Source organism: Acidovorax sp. sif1233 (assembly GCF_019218755.1).
Lineage (GTDB): Bacteria > Pseudomonadota > Gammaproteobacteria > Burkholderiales > Burkholderiaceae_C > Acidovorax.
On record NZ_JAHUWZ010000004.1, the window covers coordinates 476,094 to 499,774 of the forward strand.

Below are 23,681 nucleotides of genomic sequence, written 5' to 3' on the forward strand. Positions count from 1 at the left end.
GCATTCCAAGGGCTCCACGATGCCACGGCCCCGCCCGGTGGCGCGATAGTTACATGTATGTCTTTTGACATTGCACAACCACCGGGCGCTCCCTACATTGGGATCGTCTATGAAACCCAGCCCCGACCTCTACGAAGTGCTCTACGTGAGCACCCTCGCACCCGACCAACCCACCAGCGTGGTGGCCGAGGTCGCCGGGCGCGCGCGCCTGGTGAACGCGCAGCTTGACATCACGGGGCTGCTGATCTTCGACGGCCAGCGCTTCTGCCAGCAGCTGGAAGGCCCGCAGAAGGCCGTGCTCAAGCTCATCGAGCGCATCCGCAACGACCCCCGCCACATCAACGTCGAGGTGCTGCACAACGGCCCGCTGGCGGCGCGCCGCTTCCAGCAGTTCAGCCTGGCCTTCAGCACGGTGGAGGACGTGGATGCGCTCGCGCGCATGGAACGGCTCGACGGCGAAGCAGCGCTGGCCGCGTTCGAGTCCATGCGCAGCCAGCTCGTCCTCTGACACGCGCCCACGCGCCGGCCCCCATGGGCCCCTGCGGGGGCTGAAGCCGCGTCATGCGGCGTCCGGCCAGCGCCGCAGCAGCAGGCTGGCGTTCACCCCGCCGAAACCAAACCCGTTGAGCATGGCGTGCGTGAGCGCCATCGGCCGGGGCCGCAGCGCCACCATGTCCAGCCCCTCGGCCAGCGCATCGGGCGTGTGCAGGTTCAGCGTGCCCGGCACCACCTGGTCGCGCAGCGCCAGCGCCGTGAAGATGGCCGCCACCGCTCCCGCCGCCCCCAGCAGATGGCCGGTGGCCGACTTGGTGGAGCTGATGGCCACCTGCGCCCCCGCGCCAAACACCCGGCGGATGGCGGCCAGCTCGCCCCGGTCGCCCACACCCGTGGACGTGGCGTGCGCGTTCAGGTGCTGCACGTCCTGGGCCGTGAGGCCTGCCTGCGCCAGGGCGGCCCACATGCTGCGCGCGGCGCCGTCACCGTCTTCGGGGCCCGAGGTGATGTGGTACGCGTCGGCCGACGTGCCGTAGCCCACCAGCTCGGCCAGCGGCCGCGCGCCGCGCGCGAGGGCATGGTCCAGCGCCTCGATCACCAGCATGCCCGCGCCCTCGCCCATCACGAAACCGTCGCGCTGCGCATCAAACGGCCGCGAGGCCTGCTCGGGCGTGTCGTTGAACGCCGTGCCCAGGGCCTTGGCCGCCGCAAAGCCGCCCAGGCTCACGCGGTCAATGGCCGCCTCGCTGCCGCCGCACAGGGCCACGTCGGCCTCGCCGCTGCGGATCAGGCGCGCGGCATCGCCAATCGCCTGGACGCTGGCGGCGCAGGCGGTGACCGGCGCGCCCAGCGGCCCCTTGAGCCCGTGGCGGATCGACACCTGCCCCGCCGCCAGATTGACCAGGAACGACGGCACCGTGAACGGCGACAAGCGCTGCGGGCCGCGCGTATCAGTGGTGCGCACGGCCTCGGCAATCGCGCCAAAGCCGCCAATGCCCGAGGCGATCACGGTGGCCGTGCGTTCGCGCGCCCGCTCGTCGGCAGGCGGCCAGCCGGCCTGCGCCAGCGCCTGCTGCGCCGCGCCCAGCGCAAAGGGGATGAAGCGGTCCATCTTGCGCTGGTCCTTGGACGAGACGACGGCATCCACGTCCCAGCCACCTTCGGGGTCTTGAGCGACATCCGGCACCTGCCCCGCCACCTTGGCGGCAATGCCGTCCGTGACAGCGTCCGGCAGGCGCGACAGGCCCGAGCGCCCCGCCAGCAGGCGCCGCCACACCAGTTCCACACCGCAGCCCAGCGGCGACACCAGGCCCATGCCCGTGACCACGACGCGCCGCATCAGGCCACCGCCTTGTCGCAGCACACACCACTCCACACCTCGGCACCACGGCCGCCATGGATCATCTTCTTCATGGATTCACCTCGTAGACAGATTGGGCGCAGCACCAGGAACCGGTTCCAGGGCACTGCGGCGACGCACGGAAACGATCCGCGCCTTTATGATTGCAGCCGTCATCATAAAGGCATCACCACTTTTTGCGTACGATCGCAATCAATAAGAGGCAGCATGAAGGTTTCCAAAGCACAGGCCGCCGAGAACCGGCAGGGCATCCTCGACGCGGCCTCCCGCCTGTACCGCGAGCGGGGGCTGACCGGCGTGGGCGTGGCCGACATCACGCGCGACGCCGGGCTCACGCATGGCGGGCTGTACCGGCATTTCGCTTCCAAGGACGCGCTGGTGCAGGAGGCCTGTGCGCGGGCGTTCGACTGGTCCATCGCCCCGCTGGACGGCGCCACCCCGAACACCACGGTCGGTGAGCGCATTCAGAGCTACCTCTCGCCCCAGCACCGCGACTCGCCCGGCACGGGCTGCCCGGCCGCCGCGCTGGCGGTGGACGCCGCGCGGGCGGGCTGCGAGCTGTCGGAAGTGTTCGCCCAGGGCATTGAGCGCAACATCGGGCGTTTTGCCCAGCTGCTCTGCGGTGGGGACGCCACCGTGCAGCCCCAAGACCGCGCCCGCGCCATGCAGGTGCTGGCCACCATGGTCGGCGGGCTGGTGCTGGCCCGCGCCACCGCCGCGGCGCGGCCGGCGTTGTCGGATGAAATATTGACGACGTTGCAGGCCCAGTTGATCGGGCTGCTGGGCGACGGCGACGCACGCTGACAACCTGGCGCTCACCCATTGCTATCAAAAAAAGAGCTGCTGGCGCTTGACTATCAAGCGCCAGCAGCTCTTTGAAGCTCTATTGCACACCCGAACACCGGCGGGGCAGGCCCCTCTCCGGATCAGGCCGGAGCCCTCAGGCGCAGCAGGCGGCGTCGCCCCAGGCGGGAGCCCCGTTGCCCACGGATGCGCGGCGCCACCACGATGCAGGGCGGGCACTGGCAGCCTCGCCGCGCACCCAGCGGTACTGCAGGCGGCGGCCGTTCAGGGGTTCCACCACCACCGACTGGCCCGCGGCGACCTGCAGCGACTGGCCGGCGCACAGGAACACATCGCTGCTGTCGCCCAGGCCCTTGCCCAGCGTCACCCAGGCCTGGCCTTCGGCGATGCGCAAGGTCATCGCGGCCCTGGGGACCAGGCTGACGGCGGCGCCAGCGGCCACGGTGCCGGCGCCAGCGGCCGAAGCGCCCACGGCGCGGGAAGATGCGAACAGATGAAGAGCGTGAGAGGTTGTCATGGCATTCTCCGGGTTAACCCTAGTAAGACCGTATGGTGCGCGGCTTGCAGAACAACGTCCAATGAAAAGCACGGCACCGATTGATGCTTTTCCTGCATGTAGTCCTCAAGCGGGCCTGCGCTGTCCCTGTGGCGCTATCCGATTGAGAGCAAAGCGGGCCAGGCCAGCAGCAAACCGCCCGCCCGCGCCCGTCACCTCCGCCAACGCAGCGCCCAGGGCACGCCCGCCCTGCCCCAGGGCATGCCCCAGGTCGCGCAGCGGCTGCACCACGCCACATTCCCAGTCGCGGGCGGCCAGGCTGTGGGGCAGGGTCGTCGCCGGGGCGGCCGCGCCATCCCAGTGGAAGGCCACGGGCTCGGTGCCACCGCCGGGGTTCCAGGCCTCCATCACCACATGCTGGCCCGGCGCGACAGCCAGCTGCTCGCCCGCCCGCAGCAGATGGTCGGCCGTGGCACCGGGCAGGTCCGCCAAAGACCCGCTCAGGGTGAGCCAGACCTGCCCCTGGGCAATCTGCAGCACGCCATGGGTGTGCGGGCGCAGCGACAGCGCCTGGCCCGTGGCCAGTTTCCAGCAACCGGCCGCAGATCGGCCAGCCAGGCTGGCGTGCACGGATTGTTGCGATTCCAGAACGTTGCGGGGGGACATGACAGGCTCCTTGGCTTCGATGAAAAGGTGTTTCGGAGACTGGATAGTGCGCTCGGCGGCACACACAGTCCAATGAAAACGCGGTACGCTATTCATTCCGCCAACGCATGAATCGCATCCAGGACACCTGCCATGGCCTCTGCCGAATACTCCCCTGCCGTCCTTCGTACCCGCCCCGTGGCCACCGGCCATTGGCGCGCCTTTCTCGCCGTGGCCAAGCACCTGAACTTCCGCGCCGCCGCCGACGAGCTGGCGCTCACCCAGTCCGCCGTGAGCCGCCAGATCCAGGCACTGGAAGAAGAAGTGGGCGTGGCGCTGTTCCTGCGCCACACGCGGGCGGTGGAGCTGACCAGCGCGGGCGCGCAGCTGCAGCGCGCCGTGGCCCCGGCGCTTGAGCGCATGGACGCCGCCGTGCGCCTGGTGCGCCAGACGGCCGGGCGCCGCAGTGTGGCCATCACCACCTGGGCCAGCTTCGCATCGATGTGGCTGATCCCGCGCATGGAGGAGTTCCAGCGCGACAACCCGGGCATCGACATCCGCATTGATGCGAGCGACGTGCCGGTGGACCTGGAAACCTCGGACGTGGACCTGGCCCTGCGCTACAGCATGCCGGGCGCGGGCACCCTGGGCGGACAGCGCCTGTTTGGCGAGCAGCTGGCCGTGGTGGCCAGCCCCTGGCTACTCAAGAGCGGCAAGCCCCTGCGCACGCCGGCCGATGTCACCCAGTTCACGCTGATCGAGGCGGGCGACGCGCACCGCAGCCAGCACCTGGAATGGCTCAGCTGGCGCCGCTGGTTCGACGCGCGGGATTTGGCCAAGCTGCAGCCCGAGCGCTGGCTGTATTTCAACTACGCCCACCAGATCGTGCAGGCCGCCCTCGCCGGCCAGGGCCTGGCGCTGGCGCGCATGCCGCTGATTGCCGATGCACTGGCCGCAGGCGACCTGGTGGAGGTGCTGCCCGGCCACCGCATCGACTCCCCGCTGGCCTACTGGCTCATGGTGGGGCCCCGCAGCGCGCAGCGGCCGGAGATCAAGGCGTTTTGCGCCTGGCTGCAGGTGCAGGCCCAGGCCACGCGCGAGGCGATCGGGGATGTGCCGGACCCGGACCTGAACGACAACCTGGACTGACCACAAAAAAAACGCTGAACCCGGCTGGGTCAGCGCTTTTATTTTGATAGCTACTCGCGCTTATTCATCAAGCGCCAGCGGCCAATTTGACTGAAAATCAGGCCAAGGTCACCCGTGCAAACTTGCGCTTGCCCACCTGCACCACGTAGGTGCCGGCGCCGAGCTTCAGGCCCTTGTCGCTGACCACGCTGCCATCCACCCGCACGCCGCCGCCGTCGATCAGGCGGTTGGCCTCGCTGCCGGACGGCGCCAGGTTGGCCTGCTTGAGCAAGGCACCGATGCCCAGCGGCGCACCCGACAGGGACACTTCGGGGATCTCATCGGGCACGCCGCCCTTGCTGCGGTTGATGAAATCCTGCTCGGCCGCATCGGCCGCCGCAGCGCTGTGGAAGCGCGCGGTGATTTCCTTGGCCAGCATCACCTTCGCGTCCTTGGGGTTGCGCCCGCCCGCGATCTCGGCCTTGAGCGCGGCGATCTCGGCCAGGCTCTTGAACGACAGCAGTGTGTACCAGTCCCACATCAGCGTGTCGCTGATCGACAGCACCTTGGCGAACATGGTGTTGGGCTCTTCGGCAATGCCGATGTAGTTGTTCTTGGACTTGGACATCTTGTCCACGCCGTCCAGGCCCACCAGCAGCGGCATGGTGAGCACGCACTGCGGTTCCTGGCCGTATTCCTGCTGCAGGTGGCGGCCCATGAGCAGGTTGAACTTCTGGTCGGTGCCGCCCAGCTCCAGGTCGCTTTTCAGGGCCACCGAGTCGTAGCCCTGCATCAGCGGGTACAGAAACTCGTGCACCGCGATGGATTGGCCGGTGGTGAAGCGCTTGTGGAAATCGTCGCGCTCCATCATGCGCGCCACGGTGTACCGGGAGGCCAGCTGGATCATGCCGCTCGCGCCCAGGGGCTCGCTCCACTCGCTGTTGTAGCGGATCTCGGTGCGCGCGGGGTCCAGCACCATGCTGGCCTGCTTGTAATAGGTCTCGGCGTTCACCTTGATCTGCTCGGGCGTGAGCGGCGGGCGCGTGCTGTTGCGGCCGGAAGGGTCGCCGATCAGGCTCGTGAAGTCCCCGATCAGGAAGATCACCTGGTGGCCCAGATCTTGCAATTGCCGCATCTTGTTCAGCACCACCGTGTGGCCGATGTGGATGTCGGGTGCCGTGGGATCGAGTCCCAGTTTGATGCGCAGCGGCTGGCCCGTGGCCTCCGAGCGCGCCAGCTTCTTGCCCCATTCGTCCTGCGGCAGCAGTTCCTGCACGCCGCGCAGCGAGATTTCAAGGGCCTGTCTTACACCATCAGAGACCGGGGTTGTTGTAACAGCAGATTGATTCATAAGGGTTTTTTGGGATGTCTAGACAGCATGCACCGCTATACTTCAGCCCACATTGCTTGAGGCGGATTCTAGTAGGCCCGCCGTTTCGACCTGTTTTCACGCTGTCGCATGGCCACATGCCTGGCAGCCTGTGTTCCTGGCCTCGCCCCGCCGTCGCAACGGGGGAGTTTCAGGAAGTCACGCTCACCCTGGGGATAGACCTTTGATTCACGGCCTCACTACGGTCCGCACCGCCAGCACCGCTTTGCTTGACCGGCTGTCCCGCACGATCCAACAACATCCCAAACGCATCACCGCCGCTGTCGCAGCCCTGCTGCTGACGGGCGGCGGCGGCGCGTTCGCCGTGGCGTCCTTCGCCCCCGACCCGGCCGAGCTGCCGGTGCGCATGGTGAGCTACCCCGTCGAATCGCTGGCCGAAAACCTCGTGCTGGGCGAGCTCGACGCCCCGGGCTTCTCGCTGTTCCGCTCCGAACAGGTGCGCAGCAGCGACACCCCCGAATCGCTGCTGCAGCGCCTGGGCGTGGCCGACCCGGCCGCCGCCGCGTTCATGCGCGGTGACACTCCTGTCCGACAAAATGTGCTCGGGCGCACCGGCCGTGCCGTGTCGGCCGAGACCACCGACGACCACCGCCTGACCCGCCTGACCGTGCGCTGGGTGCCCGACGACAGCGGCAGCTTCCGCCGGCTCATCGTCGAGCGCAACGGCGACAAATTCAGCTCCCGCATCGAAACCGCCAAGATGACGGTGGGCAGCCGCCTGGCGGGCGGCATCATCCACAGCTCGCTGTTCGCCGCCACCGATGCCTCCAACATCCCCGACGGCGTGGCCGTGCAGATGGCCGAACTCTTCTCGGGCAACATCGACTTTCGCCGTTCGCTGCGCAAGGGCGACCGCTTCTCGGTGGTGTATGAAACCCTGGAAGCCGACGGCGAGCCCCTGTCCAGCGGCCGGGTGCTGAGTGCCGAGTTCGTCAACAACGGCAAGACCCACCAGGCCCTGTGGTTCCAGGAGCAGGGCGCCGCCAAGGGCGCCTACTACACGCTCGACGGCGAGAGCATGCGCCGCGCCTACCTGACCTCGCCGGTCGAGTTCTCGCGCGTGACCAGCGGCTTCAAGATGCGCATGCACCCCATCCTGAAGACCTGGCGCGCTCACCTGGGCACCGATTTCGCGGCCCCCTCCGGCACCTCCGTGCGCACCGTGGGCGACGGCGTGGTCGAGTTTGCCGGCGTGCAGAACGGCTTTGGCAACGTGGTCTTCGTCAAGCACCGCAACCAGCACGTCACCGTGTACGCCCATCTGAGCCGCATCGACGTGCGCCAGGGCCAGTCCGTAGAGCAGGGCCAGACGCTGGGCGCCGTGGGCGCCACCGGCTGGGCCACCGGCCCCCACCTGCATTTCGAATTCCGCGTGAACGGCGTGCACCAGGATCCGCAGACCATCGTCGCCCAGAGCGAAGCGGCGGCCCCCGTCTCGGCGGCCGGGCGACCCGCGTTCGAGCGCCTGGCGTCCAACATGCGCATCCAGCTGTCCGCTGCGGCGCTTGTCGAACAGGCCAGCGCAGACTGAGCCGCTGGCAGCATCCGCGCGCACATCCCCCGGGCCATGTCTGATCTGTACATCGGCCTGATGTCGGGCACCTCGCTCGATGGCATCGACGGGGTGCTGGCGGATTTTTCCGGCCCCCGCATGGTGGTCACGCACCACGCCAGCATGGCGTTCGCGCCGGAGCTGCGGGCGGAACTGCTCGCCCTGAACACCCCTGGCAGCAACGAGCTGCACCGCGCAGCGCTGGCGGGCAATGCGCTGTCGCGCGCGTATGCCGAGGTGGTGCACGCGCTGCTGGAGCGCAGCGGACAGCCGGCCAGCGCCATCCGCGCCCTCGGAGCCCACGGGCAGACGGTGCGCCACCGCCCCCAGGAATTCGACGGAACGGGCTACACCCTCCAGCTGGGCAGCCCCGCCGTGCTGGCGGAACGCACGGGCATCACCGTGGTGGCGGATTTCCGCAGCCGCGACGTGGCCGCCGGCGGCCAGGGTGCGCCCCTGGTGCCCGCGTTCCACCAGGGCGTGTTCGGCCGCGCGGACGAGACCGTGCTGGTGCTCAACCTCGGCGGCATCTCCAACCTCAGCGTGCTGGGTGCCGGGGGGGCCAGCGTGATGGGGTTTGACTGCGGCCCCGGCAACGCGCTGATGGACCACTGGTGCCAGCAGCACACCGGCCAGCCTTTCGATGCGGACGGTGCATGGGCCGCGAGCGGCCAGGTGCTGCCGGCGCTGCTGGCCTCGCTGCTTGACGAACCCTTTCTGCACAAGCCCCCGCCCAAGAGCACGGGGCGCGACCTGTTCAACCCCATCTGGCTCGCGCGGCATCTGCAGCCATGGGCATCGGCGGACCCCGTGGACGTACAGGCCACCCTGACGGAATACACCGCCCGCGCTTGCGCCATCAGTGCCAATAGCTATCAAAATAATAGCAACACCCTGGCGGTGTGCGGTGGCGGCGCCCTGAACACCCACCTGATGGCGCGGCTGCAGGCCGCATGCCCCGCCGTGCGGGTCGTCGCCACCGATGCGCTGGGCCTGCCGGCCCTGCAGGTCGAGGCCGCGGCTTTTGCCTGGCTGGCGCGGCAGGCGCTGCACGGGCAGCCCGGCAACCTGGCCAGCGTCACCGGGGCCGTGGGCGCCCGCGTGCTGGGCGCGGTCTACCCCGCCTGATCCGGGCCGGGCCTGGCGGCCCCTTCCCCGAAACCACCTTCAGCCGTGGTCGGTGGCGTCCGCCGTGGCTGCGGCCCGGCTGCCGGCGCGGTCCTGGGGCGACAGCTGCCAGAAGATGCCCGCCGAGGCCACGGTGATGAGCCCCATGCATGCGAACGTGGCCTGGAACGCCCTCAGCGTCTCCTGGGCGCCGCCGGCAGGGAAGAAATCAGTGAACGCAGCCAGCACCGCCCCTGCGGCCGCCACGCCCATTCCCATGGCCACCATCTGCACCATCGACAGCAGGCTGTTGCCGCTGCTTGCCATGGCATGTTCCAGGTCCTTGAGCGTCACGGTGTTCATGGCGGTGAACTGCAGGGAATTCACGGCGCCAAAGACCGCCAGCTGCGCCACATGCACCCACAGGGGCTGCGTGGGAGCGGCCAGGCCAAAGCTGGCCATCGTGACGCCCACGAGCAGGGTGTTGCCCACCAGCACCTGCCGGTAGCCGAAACGGGTGATCAGCGGCGTGGTGAAGCGCTTCATCGACATGCCGGCGATGGCCACGGGCAGCATCATCATGCCGGCCTGCAGGGGCGAGTAGCCCATGGTGACCTGCAGCAGCAGCGGGACCAGGAATGGCATGCAGGAGCTGCCCAGACGCGAGAACAGGTTGCCCAGCAGACCGATGCGCAGTGTGTCAATGGAAAAGAGCCGCGGCGAAAACAGCGGGTCGGCCCGCCGCGCCGCGTGCAGCCAGTAGGCCACCAGGCTGGCCAGCCCGAAGACCATCAGCACCAGCACGCCCGCCTGGCGCAGCCCCATGCTGGCCAGGCCGTCCAGCGCCAGCGAGAGCGACACCATGCCGAAGGCGAGCATCAGGTAGCCCGCCAGGTCGAAGCGGGGCACGAAGGTCACGGGCTCGCCCGGCATGAAGCGCAGGGTGGCGATGCAGCCCACCAGCCCCACCGGCACATTGATGAGGAAGATCCAGTGCCACGACGCCGCCTCCACGAGCCAGCCGCCCAGCGTGGGGCCGATCAGTGGCCCGATCAGGCCCGGAATGGCAACGAAACTCATGGCCTGCAGGAACTGCTCGCGCGGAAAGGTGCGCAGCACCACCAGCCGCCCCACCGGCAGCAGCAACGCCCCGCCCAGCCCCTGCACCACGCGCGCCGCCACCAGCTGGGTCAGGCTTTGCGCGAGCGCGCAGCACACCGAACCCAGCACGAACAGCACGATGGCGGACAGATAGACGCGCCGTGAACCAAAACGGTCGGCCAGCCACCCGGAAGCCGGTATCAGCATGGCCATGGCCAGCGAATAGGCCACCACCACCGACTGCATGCGCAGCGGGCTTTCTCCAAGGCTGCGGGCCATGGCGGGCAGCGCGGTGTTGACGATGGTGGCGTCCAGCGTCTGCATGAAGAAGCCGATGGCCACCAGCCACAGGAGCACTTTCAGGGATCTGTCTTGCTGCATGGCACGCCAGGATGGCTTTTCCAGGAAAACGAAAAGGGGTATCCCCATGAAAAAAGCCGCCCGTCCGGGCGGCTTGTCGTTTCATTCCGTGCCGCTGGCGCGGCGCAGAGGCCCACCCTCAGGCGGAGAAGCTGGAGCCGCAGCCGCAGGTGGTGGTGGCGTTGGGGTTCTTGATGACGAACTGGGCGCCCTGCAGGTCTTCCTTGTAGTCGATCTCGGCGCCGACCAGGTACTGGTAGCTCATGGCATCGATCAGCAGCGACACGCCATTCTTGGTCATGGTGGTGTCGTCTTCGTTGGTGATTTCATCGAAGGTGAAGCCATACTGGAACCCCGAGCAACCGCCACCCTGCACGAAAACGCGCAGTTTCAGGTCAGGATTGCCCTCTTCGGCGATCAGGTCCGCCACCTTGGCCGCCGCGCTGTCCGTGAACAGAATGGGGGCGGGCATTTCGGTCTGGATGTTTTCGGCAACAGCGCTCATGGGGTACTCCGGGTTCAATGTTTGCGGTGAATAGTACTGCAGACCGCTCGGGAATTCAGTTCACTGGCTGTTTGACGCTAACTTCAGTGGGGGCTTTTCCTCCACCAGCACGGCCACAGGGCACATCTGCCCGGCGATCACGGCGCCCTGGTGCATCTCCAGCGCCTTGTAGTGCACATTGCCTGTGATCTTGGCCTTGGGCTGCAGTTCCAGCAATTCTGCGGCATGCACGGGACCCACCACCTGCCCGTTGACGATCACATGGTCGGCGTGCACCGCACCCTCCACCCGGGCCGTCTCGGAAATCACCAGAATGCTGGACTGCTCCGATCCCGCGCGGATGTCCCCCACCACCTCGCCATCGATGCGCATCCCTTCTGCGAAGTGCACATCCCCCTCGATCCGGGTGCCCTGGGCGACCAGGCTTTTGATCGGTGGCTGCTTTTTGCGGGAAAACATGGGTGAGAACTCCTGAAAGGACACGCTCCGGCCGAAAGGAGCGTGCGGATGGGAAACAACGGATGCCGCCAGGCCCACGGCGTACCGGCGCGGCCTCTGCGCGGGCCCGGCGCTTGCGGCGGGGGCCTCTCTCGACGACGACAGCCTGGCCGGGGCCATCGCGGGCGCCTTGCGGGTGCTCCTACTAGTCGATGGCCATGGCCTGCACGGCGCGCACTGTCGTGCCTTCCAGCACGCGGGCGGTCACGGTTTTTACCACGGCGCTGGGCGGCAGATCGAGGACCCCCTCGATGCGCCGGTACTGCTTGACCTGCAGGGGCTGCCCCTGGGCCGGCTGGGTCTGCGTCCAGGGCTTGCCGTCCTGGGTGCCTGCCAGCACCAGTTCCAGCCGGCCATTGAACTCGGGCGCATTGCGCGCGGCCTGGATCACCAGGACCTGCCAGCGCAGCTGCATCCCTCCCAGCACTTCGGCCTGCAGGCTGCGAATCGCGAGCCCTTCGGTCTTTGCCGCGGGAATCAGCTTCTCGAAAAACCCCAGGTCCTCGCGCAGCGTCCGATTGTCCGCCTCGAGCTGTCGCACCTGCGCCATCAGGCTTTCCTTGGCGGCCCGCTCGGTCACGAGCAGGCTCTCGGCCGTATGGGCCACCGTCTGCTGCTCCTGGCCCACGCCGCGCAGGCGGGCCACCTCCGCGCGCAGCTGGAGCAATTCGTCCCGGGAAACGGAGTCCAGGCCCGCGATCGACTTGCCGAACTCGAAGGCCCACAGCGCCACGGCCGCGCAGAACCCGAAAACCACCGCCAAGGCCAGCCAGCGCAGGGGCCAGGGCAAGGCGCTGCGGATGGCTACCCGGGGGGCGCTGATCGTCAGCCGGCGGCGCAGAAGGCGAAGGCGCATGGTGAAAACAGGGGAGTCATCGGGGAGGCCCGGGAGAAAAGAGCGCACCTTAAACGAAAAAACCGCCCGGAGGCGGTTTTTGCTCTGTAAAGCAATCCAGGACGGAGCGCTTTGCAGGGGTTGGACATCCGCCCAGGGGCGGGTGTCCGGCAGTGCACAGCCAGCTTAACGCTTGGAGAACTGCTTGGCGCGGCGTGCGGAGTGCAGGCCGACCTTCTTACGTTCGACTTCACGTGCATCGCGCGTCACGAAGCCGGCTTGGCTCAGGACGGGCTTGAGGGATGCGTCGTAATCGATCAGGGCGCGGGTGATGCCGTGGCGGGCAGCGCCGGCCTGGCCGGATTCACCACCGCCGTGGACGTTGATCTGGATGTCGAAGGTTTCGACATGGTTGGTCAACGCCAGGGGTTGCTTGGCAATCATGATCGAGGTTTCGCGGCCGAAGTAGGACTGGATGTCCTTGCCGTTCACCGTGATCTTGCCGGAGCCTTTTTTCAGAAACACGCGGGCGACGCTGGACTTGCGACGGCCGGTGCCATTGTTCCATTCACCAATCATCTCAAGGCTCCTTAGATTTCCAGCACTTTGGGCTGCTGGGCGGTGTGGGGATGCTCAGCACCACCGTACACCTTGAGTTTCTTGATCATCGCGTAGCCAAGGGGGCCCTTGGGCAGCATGCCCTTGACGGCCTTTTCCAGCGCGCGGCCGGGGTGCTTGGCTTGCATGTCGCGGAAGTTCGTGGCCGTGATGCCGCCGGGGTAACCCGAGTGGCGGTAGTACACCTTGTCCAGGGACTTGGTGCCGGTGACCTTGAGCTGGGCGGCGTTGATGATGACGATGAAGTCACCGGTATCGACGTGAGGCGTGTAAATGGCCTTGTGTTTGCCGCGCAAACGGAGAGCAACTTCGCTGGCTACTCGTCCGAGGACCTTGTCGGTCGCGTCAATCACAAACCACTCGTGCACAACCTCAGCGGGCTTGGCGCTGAAAGTAGTAGTCATGAGTTTTCTCTTATGAAGAGGGTTTGGCGGGTCCTTTTCCACGGTCGGTGCTTCTCTGAAGGAAGCCTCTTAGGTGGCGAAAATGTCTCCGCCGCGGGACCACAAAGCGCTGCGAAGCCCTCGATTATACGAATTTGCGTGCCAGGGGCGCAAGCCGCCCGTGCGCACAGTGCTCCAGGCCCCGGCGGCCACCCTCAGTTGGGGGTCTGGCGGCGGCGCTGCTCCTCGGCCTCGTAGCGGCGGCGGTTTTCCACGCACACGGCCTGCCCCGCCTGCGACGGCTTCTGGCATTCCTGGTGGATGCACATGGGCCGCGCCAGAAAATTGGCGTCGGCACAGGCCTCCTGCGGACTGGGCACGCGCGGCGGCAGCGGGCGAGGCTTGGGCTCGGCCACGACCGGGGGCGGCGGTGGCGGGGGTTCCTCGTGCACCACGGCCTGCACGGGTGCGGGCTCGGGCGCCGCGCGCTTCGCGGTCCGGGGCGGCGTGCGCGGCGCGGAGGCCGGAACAAAGGCAGGCGCAGGCAGGGATGCAGCCACCGCAGCGCCCGCCGCGCCGTCAAGGGAAGCCACCGCAGCCGGCGCGCTCGCAGCCATGTCGGCCAGCGCGGTCTCCACCAGGGCGGGCGGCGTGGCAGCCGGCCGCTCTGCCATCTCGGTGATGATGTCGTCGTGCGGCGCCTTGCTGCTCTGGGCCCAGCGCAGTCCTGCCGCCGAGGCCACCACGGCAAAAACGGCCACGCCCAGCCAGACCACCACGGGGGAGCGCCGCGCCGTTCTGGCCGTCTTGCTTGCGGCACGGGGAACCTCACGCTCCATCGGCCGCGGCCGGTGATCGTGCGCATGCCGCGCGGCGGCCCCGTGCCGGTGGCCGGCCGCAGGGTCGTCATAGCGGGAGTCGTCGGCCACGACGGTATCCCCGGCGTCGATGAAGACCGTGTCTCCAGCCTCGGCGGCCACCGTGTCCGGCCCCCCGAGCATCACGGTGTCGCCGCCGGCCGCGGCCTCCTCCCCGGAGGGGTCGTCCTCGCGCGCATCGCGGGCGGGCGCCTGCGCCACGGCGCGCGGCGCCTGGGGCGGTATCTCCACCACGCTGCTGGCCGCGGACGTCACATCCACCGTGGGCGTGAGCAGGCCCGGGCCGGGCTGGTCGGCGGGCTCGACCCAGATGTCGCCCAGATCGGCACGGAAATCGAAATGTTCGCTTCCTTCCGGCGCGGACGTCATCTCCATGAGCTGCAGGAACGCATCGATGCTCTGCGGCCGGTCCTCGGGCTTGAGCGCCAGGGATTGCGCGATCGCCGCCACGAAGGGCGCGGAATATTCCACGCCGAACTGGCGCTTGACGGTTCTTGCCACCCGGGAGAACGACACCATGCGATCACGGATGGAACGCAGGGTCGCGGGCAGCGGCGTGTCGTTGCACAGGCAGCCATGCACCACGGCGGCCAGGGAGTACAGGTCGCTCCAGGGGCCCTGGCGCAGTTCCTCGTCGCCGTCGGAATACTGCTCGATGGGTGCGTAGTTCACCTTGAGCACGGCTGTGTGCTTGCGGTCCTGGTCATTGATCGCATGCCGGGCGGCGCCCAGGTCCAGCAGCACCGGAGGGCCACTGTCCTGCAGGAAGATGTTGTCAGGCGAAATGTCCCGGTGCAGGGTTTTCCCGTCGTGCAGCACCCGCAGGGCGCCGAGCACCGACCACAGCACCTTGCGCAGCCAGATCTCGGGGGGCGGGGTGCGCATCTGGGCGCGGGCCTGCTTGAACGTCATGCCGGTGTACAGCGGCATGACCATGTACGCGGTGTTGTTGGCCTCCCAGAAGCGGAACACCTTCACGAGCGAGGGATGGTCGAACTGGGCCAGCAGGCGCGCCTCTCCCACGAAAGACGCCAGCCCGGCATGGAAGGTCTGCTGGTCGGACGACGACCGCACCCACAGCGACTGGCCCTGCGCACGGCCCGCCAGCGCCGAAGGCATGTACTCCTTGATCGCCACCGCCCGGTGCAGAGAATGGTCGAAGGCCTTGTAGACCATGCCGAACCCGCCCACGCCAAGGAGCGCCAGGATCTCGAATTCCGCGAGGCGGGTGCCGGGGGGCAGCGCATCCACATGGCTGACACCACTGGCAGAGGCTTGGCTGGAACTTGCGATCATGGTGAAGAGAATGGGGCGTGAATGCGGGCTTCGGCGGGGGATTGTGAGCGAACGGGTGCCAAGGCCGTTTTCATCGCAATCATGAAGCATGCCAGCATGCATGACAGAAACAAAAGGCTTCCGGTCTGCCAAAAAAGTTACACACCCTGGTCAGACAAGCGCCGATTGTGCCGCGCCATGGGGACAGGCAGCGCCCGGGCCCATGACAAATTCGCATCGGATCATGACCGCGCGCCCGGGGCCTGCCGCCGGGCCATGGCCCCATCGACTGCGCTGCGCCGGGGGCGCACTCGTTACCATAGGGCCATGTTCAGTTATCGCCACGCCTTCCACGCAGGCAACCATGCCGATGTGCTCAAGCACACGGTCTTGATCGCCGCCTTGCAACACCTTACCGAGAAAGACGCGGCACTGACCGTGCTGGACACCCACGCGGGCGCGGGACTGTACCGGCTCGATGGCGACTATGCCAGCACCAGCGGCGAGGCAGCGGACGGCATCGTCCGGCTTTTTGCACCCACCGCGCCCGCCCTCACGCCCGCCCTGCAGGCCTATGTGGACATGGTCCGCGCCTTCAACCAGGGCAGTGCGCTGCGCGTGTACCCGGGCTCCCCGTTCATCGCCCAGCGCCTGCTGCGCGGCCACGACAAGCTCAAGCTCTTCGAGCTGCATCCCACGGACCTGCGGGCGCTGGCGGGCAACGTGGCCCAGCTGGAGGCAGGCCGCCAGGTGGCCGTCCTGCACGAAGACGGGTTTGAGGGGATCAAGAAATTCCTGCCCCCGCCCGCCCGCCGCGCGCTTGTGCTCTGCGACCCCAGCTATGAAATCAAGAGCGACTACGCCAAGGTGCTCGACATGGCCGCCGACTCGCTCAAGCGTTTTGCCACCGGCACCTATGCGTTCTGGTACCCCATCATCCCGCGCCCGGAAGCCCACGACCTGCCGCGCCGCCTCAAGACGCTGGCCACCAAGGCCGGCAAGGGCTGGCTGCATGCCACGCTCACGGTCAAGAACAGCAAGCTCACTGAAAACGCCGCGGGCGACGTCAAGCGCCCCGGCCTGCCGGCCAGCGGCATGTTCCTGATCAACCCGCCCTTCACCCTGAAGGCGGCGCTGAAGACCGCGCTGCCGCAGATGGTGGAATTGCTGGCGCAAGACAAGCACGCCACGCACACGCTCGAATCCGGCGGCTGACGGCGGCGGTCAGGGGGCGGGGCAGTCCCGCTCGCCCTCGTCCAGCGCAAAAAGCTCCACGGGCTTGAGCCCCAGGCCCACCATCCCCAGCACCTCGGCGGCCCCCCGGCTCAGGTCGATCACGCGGTTGCCCGTGTGCGGGCCCCGGTCGTTGATGCGGACCACGACCGAACGGCCCGTGGCCTGGCTGCGCACGCACACGCGCGAGCCGAACGGCAAGGTGGGATGCGCCGCGGTGAGCGCCTTCATGTCGAAGGGCTCTCCGCTGGCCGTGCGGCGCTTGTGGAACTTCGCGCCGTACCAGGAGGCCAGGCCCACCTCGTCGGCGGGCAGGCGCAGCTGCGGGGCCTGCGGGCTTTCGGTGCCATCCTCCCGCCCACCGGGGCGCGACGGCGGGTCGATCAGCATGGCCTCGCCCGGCACGCTCAGCAGGTGCGGGGCCAGTGCGTCGGCCTCGGCGGACAGCCCTTGCGCGCGCCCCCAGGACGAGCAGCCCCACACCGAAACACCGCAGCAGACCACCCCGAGCACCTTCCACCACAGGGCGGCCCGGCGGCCCTCCACCGGGCCCGTCAGCGCGGCATCGCCGCGCGGCTGGCGCATCAGATCCCCAGCCGGCGACAGATCTCCAGCGTCGCGGCACTCTGGTTCATCGTGTAGAAGTGCAGGGCCGGCACGCCGGCACTGCGCAACCGGTCGCACAGGTCGGTCACCACATCCAGGCCAAAGGCCTTGATGCTCGCCGTGTCGTCGCCGAAAGACTGCAGGCGCAGGCGTATCCAGCGGGGAATCTCGGCGCCGCAGGCGTCCGAGAAGCGCATCAGCTGGGTGGAGCTGCCGATGGGCATGATGCCGGGCACCACGGGCACATCGGCGCCCAGGCGCTGCGTGTCTTCCACGAAGCGGAAGTACGCATCGCTGTTGTAGAAATACTGGGTGATCGCCGAGTCCGCTCCGGCCTGCACCTTGGCGATGTACGCCTTGAGGTCCGCCTCGGGCGACTTGGCCTGGGGGTGGACCTCGGGGTAGGCCGCCACCTCGATATGGAAGTCCCGGCCGGTCTCCGCACGGATAAAGGCCACCAGGTCGCTGGCGTAGTGGAACTCCCCGCCCGCGCCATAGCCGCTGGGCAGATCGCCGCGCAGCGCGACCAGGCGCTTGACGCCCATGTCCTTGAGCATGGCAAGCTGCTCGCGCACGGACTGGCGCGTGGCGCCAATGCACGAGAAGTGCGAGGCTGCGCCGACCCCCTCGGCCAGGATTTCGCGCACCGTGCCAAACGTGCCCTCCTGCGTGGAACCGCCCGCGCCGTAGGTCACCGAACAGAAATCAGGGTGCAGCGCATACAGCTGCTGGCGCGCGGTGCGCAGCTTGTCGGCCCCCTCCGGCGTCTTGGGCGGGAAAAACTCGAAGCTCACCGGGAAACCGATGCCCTGGGCATTGGCAGCAATCATGTGGCCCTCCTCGCATAAACAAAAAATTCACGGTTGCCGTCGCCGCCCTGGATCGGGCTGTCCAGCCAGGCGTGCACCGCCAGGCCCAGTTCGGCGCAGCAGTCACGGATGCGCTTTTCCACCACGGCGTACAGCGCCTCGTCGCGCACGATGCCGCCCTTGCCCACCTGGCCGGGCTGCAGCTCGAACTGCGGCTTGACCAGCATGAGCAGGTGGCCGTCGGGCCGCAGAAATGCGGCGATGGCAGGCAGCACCAGGGTCAGCGAAATGAAGGACAGGTCGCCCACCACCACGTCGAACAACGGGGTCGTGTCCACGCCCGCGCATTCGGCGCGGCGCCGGCGCTGGACGGGCAGCGTGCCCAGCGCGCGCGCCTCGGCACGCTGCGCGCGCTCGGACTTGAAGGCTTCGATGTCCTGGTCCTTGGCGTCGCCGCTGTCATCGTAGGCGTCGTCCACCAGCCCGCCGTTGCGCATCCAGCTGTAGGGCGCCTCGGGCTGGGTCTCGTTGTCCTCGTCCACATCGACGGCTTCGGAGAGCGCGTCCTCGCACGCCTGCTGCAGCGCCTCGGCGGTCAGCGAGCGCGCATTCACGCCCTCGACGCAAACCACCCGCAGATCGCTGCGCAGCCGCTCGTGCAGCTGGCCGTGGCCCACGTCCACGCCGACGACCTGCGCCGCGCCCTGCTGCAACAGGCAATCGGTGAACCCGCCGGTGCTCTGCCCCACATCCAGGCAGCGCAGCCCGGCCACGGGCAGGCCCGTGGCCCCCAAGGCGCCTTCCAGCTTGAGCCCGCCGCGCGAGATGTACTTGGCCTCGGCATCGTCCAGCAGCTTCACCTCGGCCACGGACGGGATGTCATCGCCGTTCTTGGCCACCTTCTGCCAGGGCGCGAGCGGCGACAGGCGCCACTCGACGCCTGCAGCAATCAGTCGCTGTGCCTGCGAACGCGTGGCCGCATGGCCGGACTCCACCAAAAAAACATCTGCGCGCATGCGTCACTCTCTCGTCAATCGACGATGGATTTCATAGCCAAAATGGCTTCTACCGCTTTATCACAAGCGCTGGCCGCTCCCAAAAAAGGAGCAGCAACAGCCACCCGCACGATCAGTAGCGGTACGTGTCGGGCTTGTACGGGCCTTGCTTGGGCACACCGATGTAGGCGGCCTGCTCGTCGGAAAGTTCCGTGAGCATCGCGCCCACCTTCTTGAGGTGCAGGCGCGCCACCTTCTCGTCGAGGTGCTTGGGCAGCACGTAGACCTTGCCGTTCTCGTAGTAGTCGCTGTGGGTGAACAGCTCGATCTGGGCGATGGTCTGGTTGGCGAAGCTCGACGACATCACGAAGCTCGGGTGGCCCGTGCCGCAGCCCAGGTTCACCAGGCGGCCCTTGGCCAGCAGGATGATGCGCTTGCCGTCCGGGAAGATCACGTGGTCCACCTGGGGCTTGATCTCTTCCCACTCGTACTGCTCGAGCGTCGCGACCTGGATCTCGTTGTCGAAGTGGCCGATGTTGCAGACGATGGCCTGGTCCTTCATGGCCTTCATGTGGTCGTGGGTGATCACGTCCTTGTTGCCGGTGGTGGTCACGAAGATGTCGGCCTTGTCGGCGGCGTATTCCATCGTCACGACCTTGTAGCCTTCCATCGCGGCCTGCAGGGCGTTGATGGGGTCGATCTCGGTCACCCAGACCTGGGCGCTCAGGGCGCGCAGGGCCTGGGCAGAGCCCTTGCCCACGTCGCCGTAGCCGGCCACGCAGGCCACCTTGCCGGCGATCATCACGTCGGTGGCGCGCTTGATGCCGTCCACCAGCGACTCGCGGCAGCCGTACAGGTTGTCGAACTTGCTCTTGGTCACCGAGTCGTTCACGTTGATCGCGCGGAACATCAGCGAGCCCTTGGCCGACATTTCCTTCAAGCGGTGCACGCCGGTCGTGGTCTCTTCGGTCACGCCGATGATCTGCGCGCTCTTGCGGCTGTACCAGGTCGGGTCCACGGCCAGCTTGGCCTTGATGGAGGCGAACAGGCAGGTTTCTTCTTCGCTGGTGGGGTTGGCGATCAGCGATGCGTCCTTTTCGGCGCGCTTGCCCAGGTGCATCAGCAGCGTGGCGTCGCCGCCGTCGTCCAGGATCAGGTTGGGGCCTTCGCCTTCGCTGCCGGCGGGGCCGAAGTCAAAAATGCGGTGGGTGTAGTCCCAGTATTCGGCCAGGGTCTCGCCCTTCACGGCGAACACGGGCGTGCCGCTGGCGGCAATCGCGGCGGCGGCGTGGTCCTGCGTGGAGAAGATGTTGCACGAAGCCCAGCGCACCTCGGCACCCAGGGCCTGCAGCGTCTCGATCAGCACGGCGGTCTGGATCGTCATGTGCAGGCTGCCGGTGATGCGGGCGCCCTTGAGCGCCTGCTTGGCGGCGAATTCCTCGCGGATGGCCATCAGGCCGGGCATCTCCGTTTCGGCGATGCGGATCTCTTTACGGCCCCAGGCGGCCAGGCCGATGTCGGCAATGATGCAGTCGGTGTTGACGACCGGGGCGTTGACGCGTGCGTTCATGATGGTGTGCTCCAAAGCATGTTTGAAAGACCACATTCAGCGCGGGGATGAGACGGAAGGCTCACCACACGAGAAGTGGATGAGCGTCGTTGCTAGATGACTCCGAGCCTCACGCCCCGCCAGTGCTGGGGACGCTGCAACGCTCCTCGGATCGGCGGATTATAAAAGCAAGTGCGGGAGGCGAGGGAGCGCCCCGCCTCGATGCCTTGGGCCGCGCTACGGCGCCAGCACGACCACGTGGCCTTCCTGCGGATCGATGCGGCCCGCATGCAGGTCCTCGACCAGGGCCTGCGCCGCCGCGAAACCCTGGTGTTCGCGCACCCGCATCCAGGGCTGGTGCGCGCTGCCGACGCGGTCGATGAACGCGCGCTGGGCGGCATTGAACTTCTGGTTGACCAGCTCGGGGCCCCAGTCCGCATTGCGCTTCCTGATCTGCACCGGCGCGAAATAGAACACGGGCGCGGGCCCCGGCAGGGCCGTGTCGCGTAGGAAGTGCGTGTTCTGCGCCGACCCCGCATAGCAGTCGTACACCAGGGCATCGCCCAGGTGGTGGTGCACGCGCGAGCGCAGATCCTCGTCGCCCGAGAAATCGACATACAGCGTGGGCACACCGGCATCCAGGGCCTCCAGCTCGCCATACGCCACCGTGCGCTGGTAGCAGCCCAGGCCCTGCACGAAGGCACTGTTGCGCGGCGCGGTGAGCCCCACGCGCTCGATCTGCCCGGGCCCCTCCAGGCAGAACGCGGTGCCGTAGGCCGTCTTGCTCGATGCGCTGGAGAACAGCAGCCGCCGCGCGCCGAAAAATCCGTTGTCCTGCAGGAAGTCCGCCAGCATGAACGAGGTGATGAACAGCGGCCGCACCAGCATCTGGTAGTTTTCATCGCCCGCCCGGTATGCCGGGTCGGCGCTGGTGCGCGTGTACTGGTTGTAGGCCGAGGTGAGCGACTGGCGGTGCTCCGCGCCGTCGTAGAAGCCCCGGGCCGTCACGCGCACGGGCGCCATGCGCACATGGCTCGCAATGGGCCAGTAGCCGTAGAAGCGCTCGCCCACGGCCACGCCCTGCACGCCGGAGGCCACCACGTCGGCAAAGCCCCACACGGGCATGTGGCCCCAGCCCGCTTCGCCCGTGGGGAAAAAGTCCCAGTACTTCATCGCGTCGCCAAAGGCGGCGTAGGTGATGTTGTTCGTGGTCACCGCCACGCGGTCCACGCGCAGCAGGGCCTCGCCGGGCTGCAGTGGAGCAAGGGGGAGCTCCTCGGTGCGGGTGTGATTCAATGCATTCCTGTCGGTCAACAGGCGGGTGAGCAGCGTCATGGGAAGTCTCCGTTTCAAGGGTGAAAAAACACTCAGGGCACTGTATGGCGCCCTGCCGCCGCGTGGGTTCGGAAACCGGTGAACCCGCCGCGCAAGACCCTTGCCGCCAGCTCCAGCGCGGCCCCCAGGCCGCTCAAGCGCCCCCGCCAGGCCCGGGCGCGCTTCACGGTGCAGGCCATCTACGACGCCTTTGTTCGGATTTGGCAACGCGACGGCTGGGACAAGCTCACCACGCGCAACGTGGCGCTGGAAACCGGCATTTCCGTCGGCACGCTGTACGACTATTTCCCCAACAAGACAGCGCTGCTGTCGGGCTATGTGCGCCACTGCGTCGAGGCCCTGCTCGCCGCCATCGACCGCGAGGCCGTGCAGCCCGAGGGCCTGCCATGGACGCAGCGCATCCACCATCTCGTGCGCCTGGTGGGCGGCGTGGATGCGCCCGGGCTGCCGCCCTTCCACCCCGACATGCTGGCGCTGGAGGCGCAGATGGCCGAGCCCCGGCACCACCGCCGCGTGCACGAAGAGCTGGCCGCCGCCTGGGGCCGGGTGATTGCCGCCTGCACCGACCTGCCCCGCCCGCCCGGGCAAGCACTGCTGCAGGCGTTGCACCTCTCGGCCTGGGGTGGGCGGCGCTATGCGCTGCTGCTGCAGCTCGATCCCGCCGCCATGCGGCAGTGGGCCGACGGTGTGGAGCAACTGTGCTGCGCCGCCATCGTGCAGGCCGCCAGCGCGCCGGGCTGAAGCCCTGTCACCTGCGCGGCTGCCTTGCCCCGCGGGCCGCCCGACACTGGCGCCCTCACCAAAAAACACCAACGGAGCACTGCATGGACCCCAAGGACAAGGTCATCATCGTCACCGGCGGCGCCAGCGGCATCGGCCGCAGCATCGCGCGGCGTTTTGCGCAGGAAGGCGCCCGCGCCGTGGTCGTGGCCGACCTGCACCTCGCGCCCGCACAGGCCGTGGCCGACGAGATCGGTGGCCTGGCCGTGCGCTGCGATGTGTCCAAGGAGGCCGACATCCAGGCGCTGGTGGCCACCACGCGCGAGCGCTACGGCCGGGTCGATGCCTACATCTCCAACGCCGGCATCCTGGGCCGCCCGGGCGGCATCGAACTCGAGGACCCACTGTGGGACGCCATGTGGAACATCCACGGCATGGCCCACGTGTGGGCCGCACGCGCCGTGGTGCCCGAGATGGTGGAGCGCGGCGAGGGCTTCTTCCTCGTCACGGCCTCGGCGGCGGGGCTGCTGACCATCGTCGAGTCCGCCCCCTACGCCGTCACCAAGCATGCCGCCGTGGCCTTCGCCGAGTGGCTGCGCATCGCCTACGGCCGCCGGGGCGTGGGTGTGGCCTGCCTGTGCCCGCAGTCGGTGCAGACCGCCATGGTGACGGGCGATGGCGGTTCGGCCTCGCACGACGGCATCCTGCCGCCCGAACAGGTGGCGGGCGACGTGCTGGCCGCCATGCAGGACGGGCGCTTCCTGGTGCTGCCCCACCCCGAAGTGGCTCAGTATTTCCGCAACAAGGGGCAGGACTACGAGCGCTGGCTGGGCGGCATGCAGAAGATGTATGCCCGGCACGCCCAGGCGCAGGCACAGGCCAGCTGAACGGAAACGGGCGTTGAAGAACGGCCGGAAGAGGGTTCGCAGCGGGCGCCGGTAAAATCGCCGCTTCCGGGCGCCGCTGCGCCTGCCGCGCCGACTGCCGCAGAGTCCTGCCGCAGC

The 23,681-nt window shown here is 68.0% G+C and carries 24 protein-coding genes and 1 riboswitch; of the genes, 8 read left to right on the forward strand and 16 right to left on the reverse strand.

The features are described 5' to 3' along the window. The first annotated feature begins 109 nt into the window (after window positions 1-109). On the forward strand, window positions 110-508 hold the full coding sequence (locus KW843_RS16515) for a BLUF domain-containing protein (RefSeq protein ID WP_218296229.1): 399 nt from the start codon (window positions 110-112) through the stop codon (window positions 506-508). A 51-nt stretch (window positions 509-559) separates the two neighbouring features. Here the strand turns inward: KW843_RS16515 and fabF are convergent, their stop codons facing one another. Next, on the reverse strand, window positions 560-1,834 hold the full coding sequence (fabF, locus tag KW843_RS16520; RefSeq protein ID WP_218296329.1) for a beta-ketoacyl-ACP synthase II: 1,275 nt from the start codon (window positions 1,832-1,834) through the stop codon (window positions 560-562). 228 nt (window positions 1,835-2,062) lie between these two features. Between fabF and KW843_RS16525 the strand changes: the two genes are divergently transcribed. Further along, entirely contained in the window at window positions 2,063-2,659 is a 597-nt protein-coding gene (locus KW843_RS16525) for a TetR/AcrR family transcriptional regulator (RefSeq protein ID WP_218296230.1), read from the forward strand. Window positions 2,660-2,795: 136 nt separating this feature from the next. Here KW843_RS16525 and KW843_RS16530 read toward each other — a convergent pair whose 3' ends face one another. Both KW843_RS16530 and KW843_RS16535 read right to left on the reverse strand, forming a co-directional pair. Continuing rightward, a complete protein-coding gene (locus KW843_RS16530) occupies window positions 2,796-3,176 on the reverse strand; it encodes a DUF2917 domain-containing protein (protein ID WP_218296231.1) in 381 nt (126 codons plus the stop codon). Window positions 3,177-3,281: 105 nt separating this feature from the next. Beyond that, window positions 3,282-3,821 carry a DUF2917 domain-containing protein gene (locus tag KW843_RS16535; RefSeq protein WP_218296232.1) on the reverse strand — a complete coding sequence of 180 codons (540 nt, stop codon included), beginning with the start codon at window positions 3,819-3,821 and terminating at the stop codon, window positions 3,282-3,284. Window positions 3,822-3,953: 132 nt separating this feature from the next. Between KW843_RS16535 and KW843_RS16540 the strand changes: the two genes are divergently transcribed. Next, on the forward strand, window positions 3,954-4,949 hold the full coding sequence (locus KW843_RS16540; protein ID WP_218296233.1) for a LysR substrate-binding domain-containing protein: 996 nt from the start codon (window positions 3,954-3,956) through the stop codon (window positions 4,947-4,949). A 97-nt stretch (window positions 4,950-5,046) separates the two neighbouring features. Here KW843_RS16540 and tyrS read toward each other — a convergent pair whose 3' ends face one another. Beyond that, window positions 5,047-6,279, reverse strand: coding sequence for a tyrosine--tRNA ligase (gene tyrS, locus KW843_RS16545; RefSeq protein ID WP_218296234.1), 1,233 nt, complete (start codon window positions 6,277-6,279; stop codon window positions 5,047-5,049). A gap of 202 nt (window positions 6,280-6,481) precedes the next feature. On the opposite strand from tyrS, the gene KW843_RS16550 reads away from it, so the two are divergent. Beyond that, window positions 6,482-7,849, forward strand: coding sequence for a M23 family metallopeptidase (locus KW843_RS16550; protein ID WP_218296235.1), 1,368 nt, complete (start codon window positions 6,482-6,484; stop codon window positions 7,847-7,849). Between the two features lie 36 nt (window positions 7,850-7,885). Further along, the gene (locus tag KW843_RS16555) at window positions 7,886-8,998 is read left to right on the forward strand and encodes an anhydro-N-acetylmuramic acid kinase (protein ID WP_218296236.1); all 1,113 of its coding nucleotides are present in this window, start codon (window positions 7,886-7,888) and stop codon (window positions 8,996-8,998) included. 39 nt (window positions 8,999-9,037) lie between these two features. Here KW843_RS16555 and mdtD read toward each other — a convergent pair whose 3' ends face one another. The 7 genes from mdtD to KW843_RS16590 form a co-directional block, all read right to left on the reverse strand. After that, entirely contained in the window at window positions 9,038-10,459 is a 1,422-nt protein-coding gene (gene mdtD / locus KW843_RS16560; protein WP_218296237.1) for a multidrug transporter subunit MdtD, read from the reverse strand. Window positions 10,460-10,577: 118 nt separating this feature from the next. Next, on the reverse strand, window positions 10,578-10,943 hold the full coding sequence (erpA, locus tag KW843_RS16565) for an iron-sulfur cluster insertion protein ErpA (RefSeq protein ID WP_008907234.1): 366 nt from the start codon (window positions 10,941-10,943) through the stop codon (window positions 10,578-10,580). 60 nt (window positions 10,944-11,003) lie between these two features. Beyond that, window positions 11,004-11,402 (reverse strand): polymer-forming cytoskeletal protein, encoded by a 399-nt coding sequence (locus KW843_RS16570; protein WP_218296238.1) that lies wholly within the window; start codon window positions 11,400-11,402, stop codon window positions 11,004-11,006. A 184-nt stretch (window positions 11,403-11,586) separates the two neighbouring features. Next, window positions 11,587-12,297 carry a DUF6776 family protein gene (locus KW843_RS16575; RefSeq protein WP_218296239.1) on the reverse strand — a complete coding sequence of 237 codons (711 nt, stop codon included), beginning with the start codon at window positions 12,295-12,297 and terminating at the stop codon, window positions 11,587-11,589. A gap of 165 nt (window positions 12,298-12,462) precedes the next feature. After that, entirely contained in the window at window positions 12,463-12,855 is a 393-nt protein-coding gene (rpsI, locus tag KW843_RS16580; RefSeq protein ID WP_005798582.1) for a 30S ribosomal protein S9, read from the reverse strand. Window positions 12,856-12,866: 11 nt separating this feature from the next. Then, the gene (gene rplM, locus KW843_RS16585) at window positions 12,867-13,298 is read right to left on the reverse strand and encodes a 50S ribosomal protein L13 (RefSeq protein ID WP_008907237.1); all 432 of its coding nucleotides are present in this window, start codon (window positions 13,296-13,298) and stop codon (window positions 12,867-12,869) included. Between the two features lie 194 nt (window positions 13,299-13,492). Next, complete coding sequence (locus KW843_RS16590) at window positions 13,493-15,451, reverse strand: serine/threonine-protein kinase (RefSeq protein WP_218296240.1); 1,959 nt, start codon at window positions 15,449-15,451, stop codon at window positions 13,493-13,495. Between the two features lie 306 nt (window positions 15,452-15,757). Between KW843_RS16590 and KW843_RS16595 the strand changes: the two genes are divergently transcribed. Then, a complete protein-coding gene (locus tag KW843_RS16595) occupies window positions 15,758-16,645 on the forward strand; it encodes a 23S rRNA (adenine(2030)-N(6))-methyltransferase RlmJ (protein ID WP_218296241.1) in 888 nt (295 codons plus the stop codon). 9 nt (window positions 16,646-16,654) lie between these two features. Here the strand turns inward: KW843_RS16595 and KW843_RS16600 are convergent, their stop codons facing one another. The 5 genes from KW843_RS16600 to KW843_RS16620 all read right to left on the reverse strand — a co-directional run bounded on the left by KW843_RS16600 (window position 16,655) and on the right by KW843_RS16620 (window position 21,957). After that, window positions 16,655-17,248, reverse strand: coding sequence for a septal ring lytic transglycosylase RlpA family protein (locus KW843_RS16600; RefSeq protein WP_218296242.1), 594 nt, complete (start codon window positions 17,246-17,248; stop codon window positions 16,655-16,657). Further along, window positions 17,248-18,099 carry a methylenetetrahydrofolate reductase [NAD(P)H] gene (metF, locus tag KW843_RS16605; RefSeq protein ID WP_218296243.1) on the reverse strand — a complete coding sequence of 284 codons (852 nt, stop codon included), beginning with the start codon at window positions 18,097-18,099 and terminating at the stop codon, window positions 17,248-17,250. Before metF ends, KW843_RS16600 begins: the two co-directional genes overlap by 1 nt. Next, window positions 18,096-19,094: a TlyA family RNA methyltransferase gene (locus KW843_RS16610; protein WP_218296244.1), complete on the reverse strand. Its 999-nt coding sequence runs from the start codon at window positions 19,092-19,094 to the stop codon at window positions 18,096-18,098. The genes metF and KW843_RS16610 overlap by 4 nt, the downstream gene beginning before the upstream one ends. Before the next feature lie 112 nt (window positions 19,095-19,206). Further along, the gene (gene ahcY / locus KW843_RS16615) at window positions 19,207-20,643 is read right to left on the reverse strand and encodes an adenosylhomocysteinase (RefSeq protein ID WP_218296245.1); all 1,437 of its coding nucleotides are present in this window, start codon (window positions 20,641-20,643) and stop codon (window positions 19,207-19,209) included. A 74-nt stretch (window positions 20,644-20,717) separates the two neighbouring features. Further along, window positions 20,718-20,797: riboswitch (S-adenosyl-L-homocysteine riboswitch) on the reverse strand. A 62-nt stretch (window positions 20,798-20,859) separates the two neighbouring features. Further along, complete coding sequence (locus tag KW843_RS16620; protein ID WP_218296246.1) at window positions 20,860-21,957, reverse strand: DUF2855 family protein; 1,098 nt, start codon at window positions 21,955-21,957, stop codon at window positions 20,860-20,862. A gap of 78 nt (window positions 21,958-22,035) precedes the next feature. On the opposite strand from KW843_RS16620, the gene KW843_RS16625 reads away from it, so the two are divergent. Then, a complete protein-coding gene (locus KW843_RS16625; protein ID WP_218296247.1) occupies window positions 22,036-22,698 on the forward strand; it encodes a TetR/AcrR family transcriptional regulator in 663 nt (220 codons plus the stop codon). Window positions 22,699-22,781: 83 nt separating this feature from the next. Then, window positions 22,782-23,564 carry an SDR family oxidoreductase gene (locus tag KW843_RS16630; protein ID WP_218296248.1) on the forward strand — a complete coding sequence of 261 codons (783 nt, stop codon included), beginning with the start codon at window positions 22,782-22,784 and terminating at the stop codon, window positions 23,562-23,564. Window positions 23,565-23,681 lie beyond the last annotated feature (117 nt).

Excerpts from the sequence above, each read along its gene's own strand:
- KW843_RS16610 (WP_218296244.1), bottom strand. The coding sequence starts at position 19,094 with ATGCGCGCAGATGTTTTTTTGGTGGAGTCCGGCCATGCGGCCACGCGT.
- KW843_RS16540 (WP_218296233.1), top strand. The coding sequence starts at position 3,954 with ATGGCCTCTGCCGAATACTCCCCTGCCGTCCTTCGTACCCGCCCCGTG.
- KW843_RS16600 (WP_218296242.1), bottom strand. The coding sequence starts at position 17,248 with ATGCGCCAGCCGCGCGGCGATGCCGCGCTGACGGGCCCGGTGGAGGGC.
- rpsI (WP_005798582.1), bottom strand. The coding sequence starts at position 12,855 with ATGATTGGTGAATGGAACAATGGCACCGGCCGTCGCAAGTCCAGCGTC.
- KW843_RS16570 (WP_218296238.1), bottom strand. The coding sequence starts at position 11,402 with ATGTTTTCCCGCAAAAAGCAGCCACCGATCAAAAGCCTGGTCGCCCAG.
- erpA (WP_008907234.1), bottom strand. The coding sequence starts at position 10,943 with ATGAGCGCTGTTGCCGAAAACATCCAGACCGAAATGCCCGCCCCCATT.
- KW843_RS16515 (WP_218296229.1), top strand. The coding sequence starts at position 110 with ATGAAACCCAGCCCCGACCTCTACGAAGTGCTCTACGTGAGCACCCTC.
- rplM (WP_008907237.1), bottom strand. The coding sequence starts at position 13,298 with ATGACTACTACTTTCAGCGCCAAGCCCGCTGAGGTTGTGCACGAGTGG.
- KW843_RS16525 (WP_218296230.1), top strand. The coding sequence starts at position 2,063 with ATGAAGGTTTCCAAAGCACAGGCCGCCGAGAACCGGCAGGGCATCCTC.
- fabF (WP_218296329.1), bottom strand. The coding sequence starts at position 1,834 with ATGCGGCGCGTCGTGGTCACGGGCATGGGCCTGGTGTCGCCGCTGGGC.
- KW843_RS16590 (WP_218296240.1), bottom strand. The coding sequence starts at position 15,451 with ATGATCGCAAGTTCCAGCCAAGCCTCTGCCAGTGGTGTCAGCCATGTG.
- KW843_RS16555 (WP_218296236.1), top strand. The coding sequence starts at position 7,886 with ATGTCTGATCTGTACATCGGCCTGATGTCGGGCACCTCGCTCGATGGC.
- KW843_RS16630 (WP_218296248.1), top strand. The coding sequence starts at position 22,782 with ATGGACCCCAAGGACAAGGTCATCATCGTCACCGGCGGCGCCAGCGGC.
- KW843_RS16530 (WP_218296231.1), bottom strand. The coding sequence starts at position 3,176 with ATGACAACCTCTCACGCTCTTCATCTGTTCGCATCTTCCCGCGCCGTG.
- KW843_RS16595 (WP_218296241.1), top strand. The coding sequence starts at position 15,758 with ATGTTCAGTTATCGCCACGCCTTCCACGCAGGCAACCATGCCGATGTG.
- metF (WP_218296243.1), bottom strand. The coding sequence starts at position 18,099 with ATGATTGCTGCCAATGCCCAGGGCATCGGTTTCCCGGTGAGCTTCGAG.
- KW843_RS16535 (WP_218296232.1), bottom strand. The coding sequence starts at position 3,821 with ATGTCCCCCCGCAACGTTCTGGAATCGCAACAATCCGTGCACGCCAGC.
- ahcY (WP_218296245.1), bottom strand. The coding sequence starts at position 20,643 with ATGAACGCACGCGTCAACGCCCCGGTCGTCAACACCGACTGCATCATT.
- mdtD (WP_218296237.1), bottom strand. The coding sequence starts at position 10,459 with ATGCAGCAAGACAGATCCCTGAAAGTGCTCCTGTGGCTGGTGGCCATC.
- KW843_RS16620 (WP_218296246.1), bottom strand. The coding sequence starts at position 21,957 with ATGACGCTGCTCACCCGCCTGTTGACCGACAGGAATGCATTGAATCAC.
- tyrS (WP_218296234.1), bottom strand. The coding sequence starts at position 6,279 with ATGAATCAATCTGCTGTTACAACAACCCCGGTCTCTGATGGTGTAAGA.
- KW843_RS16575 (WP_218296239.1), bottom strand. The coding sequence starts at position 12,297 with ATGCGCCTTCGCCTTCTGCGCCGCCGGCTGACGATCAGCGCCCCCCGG.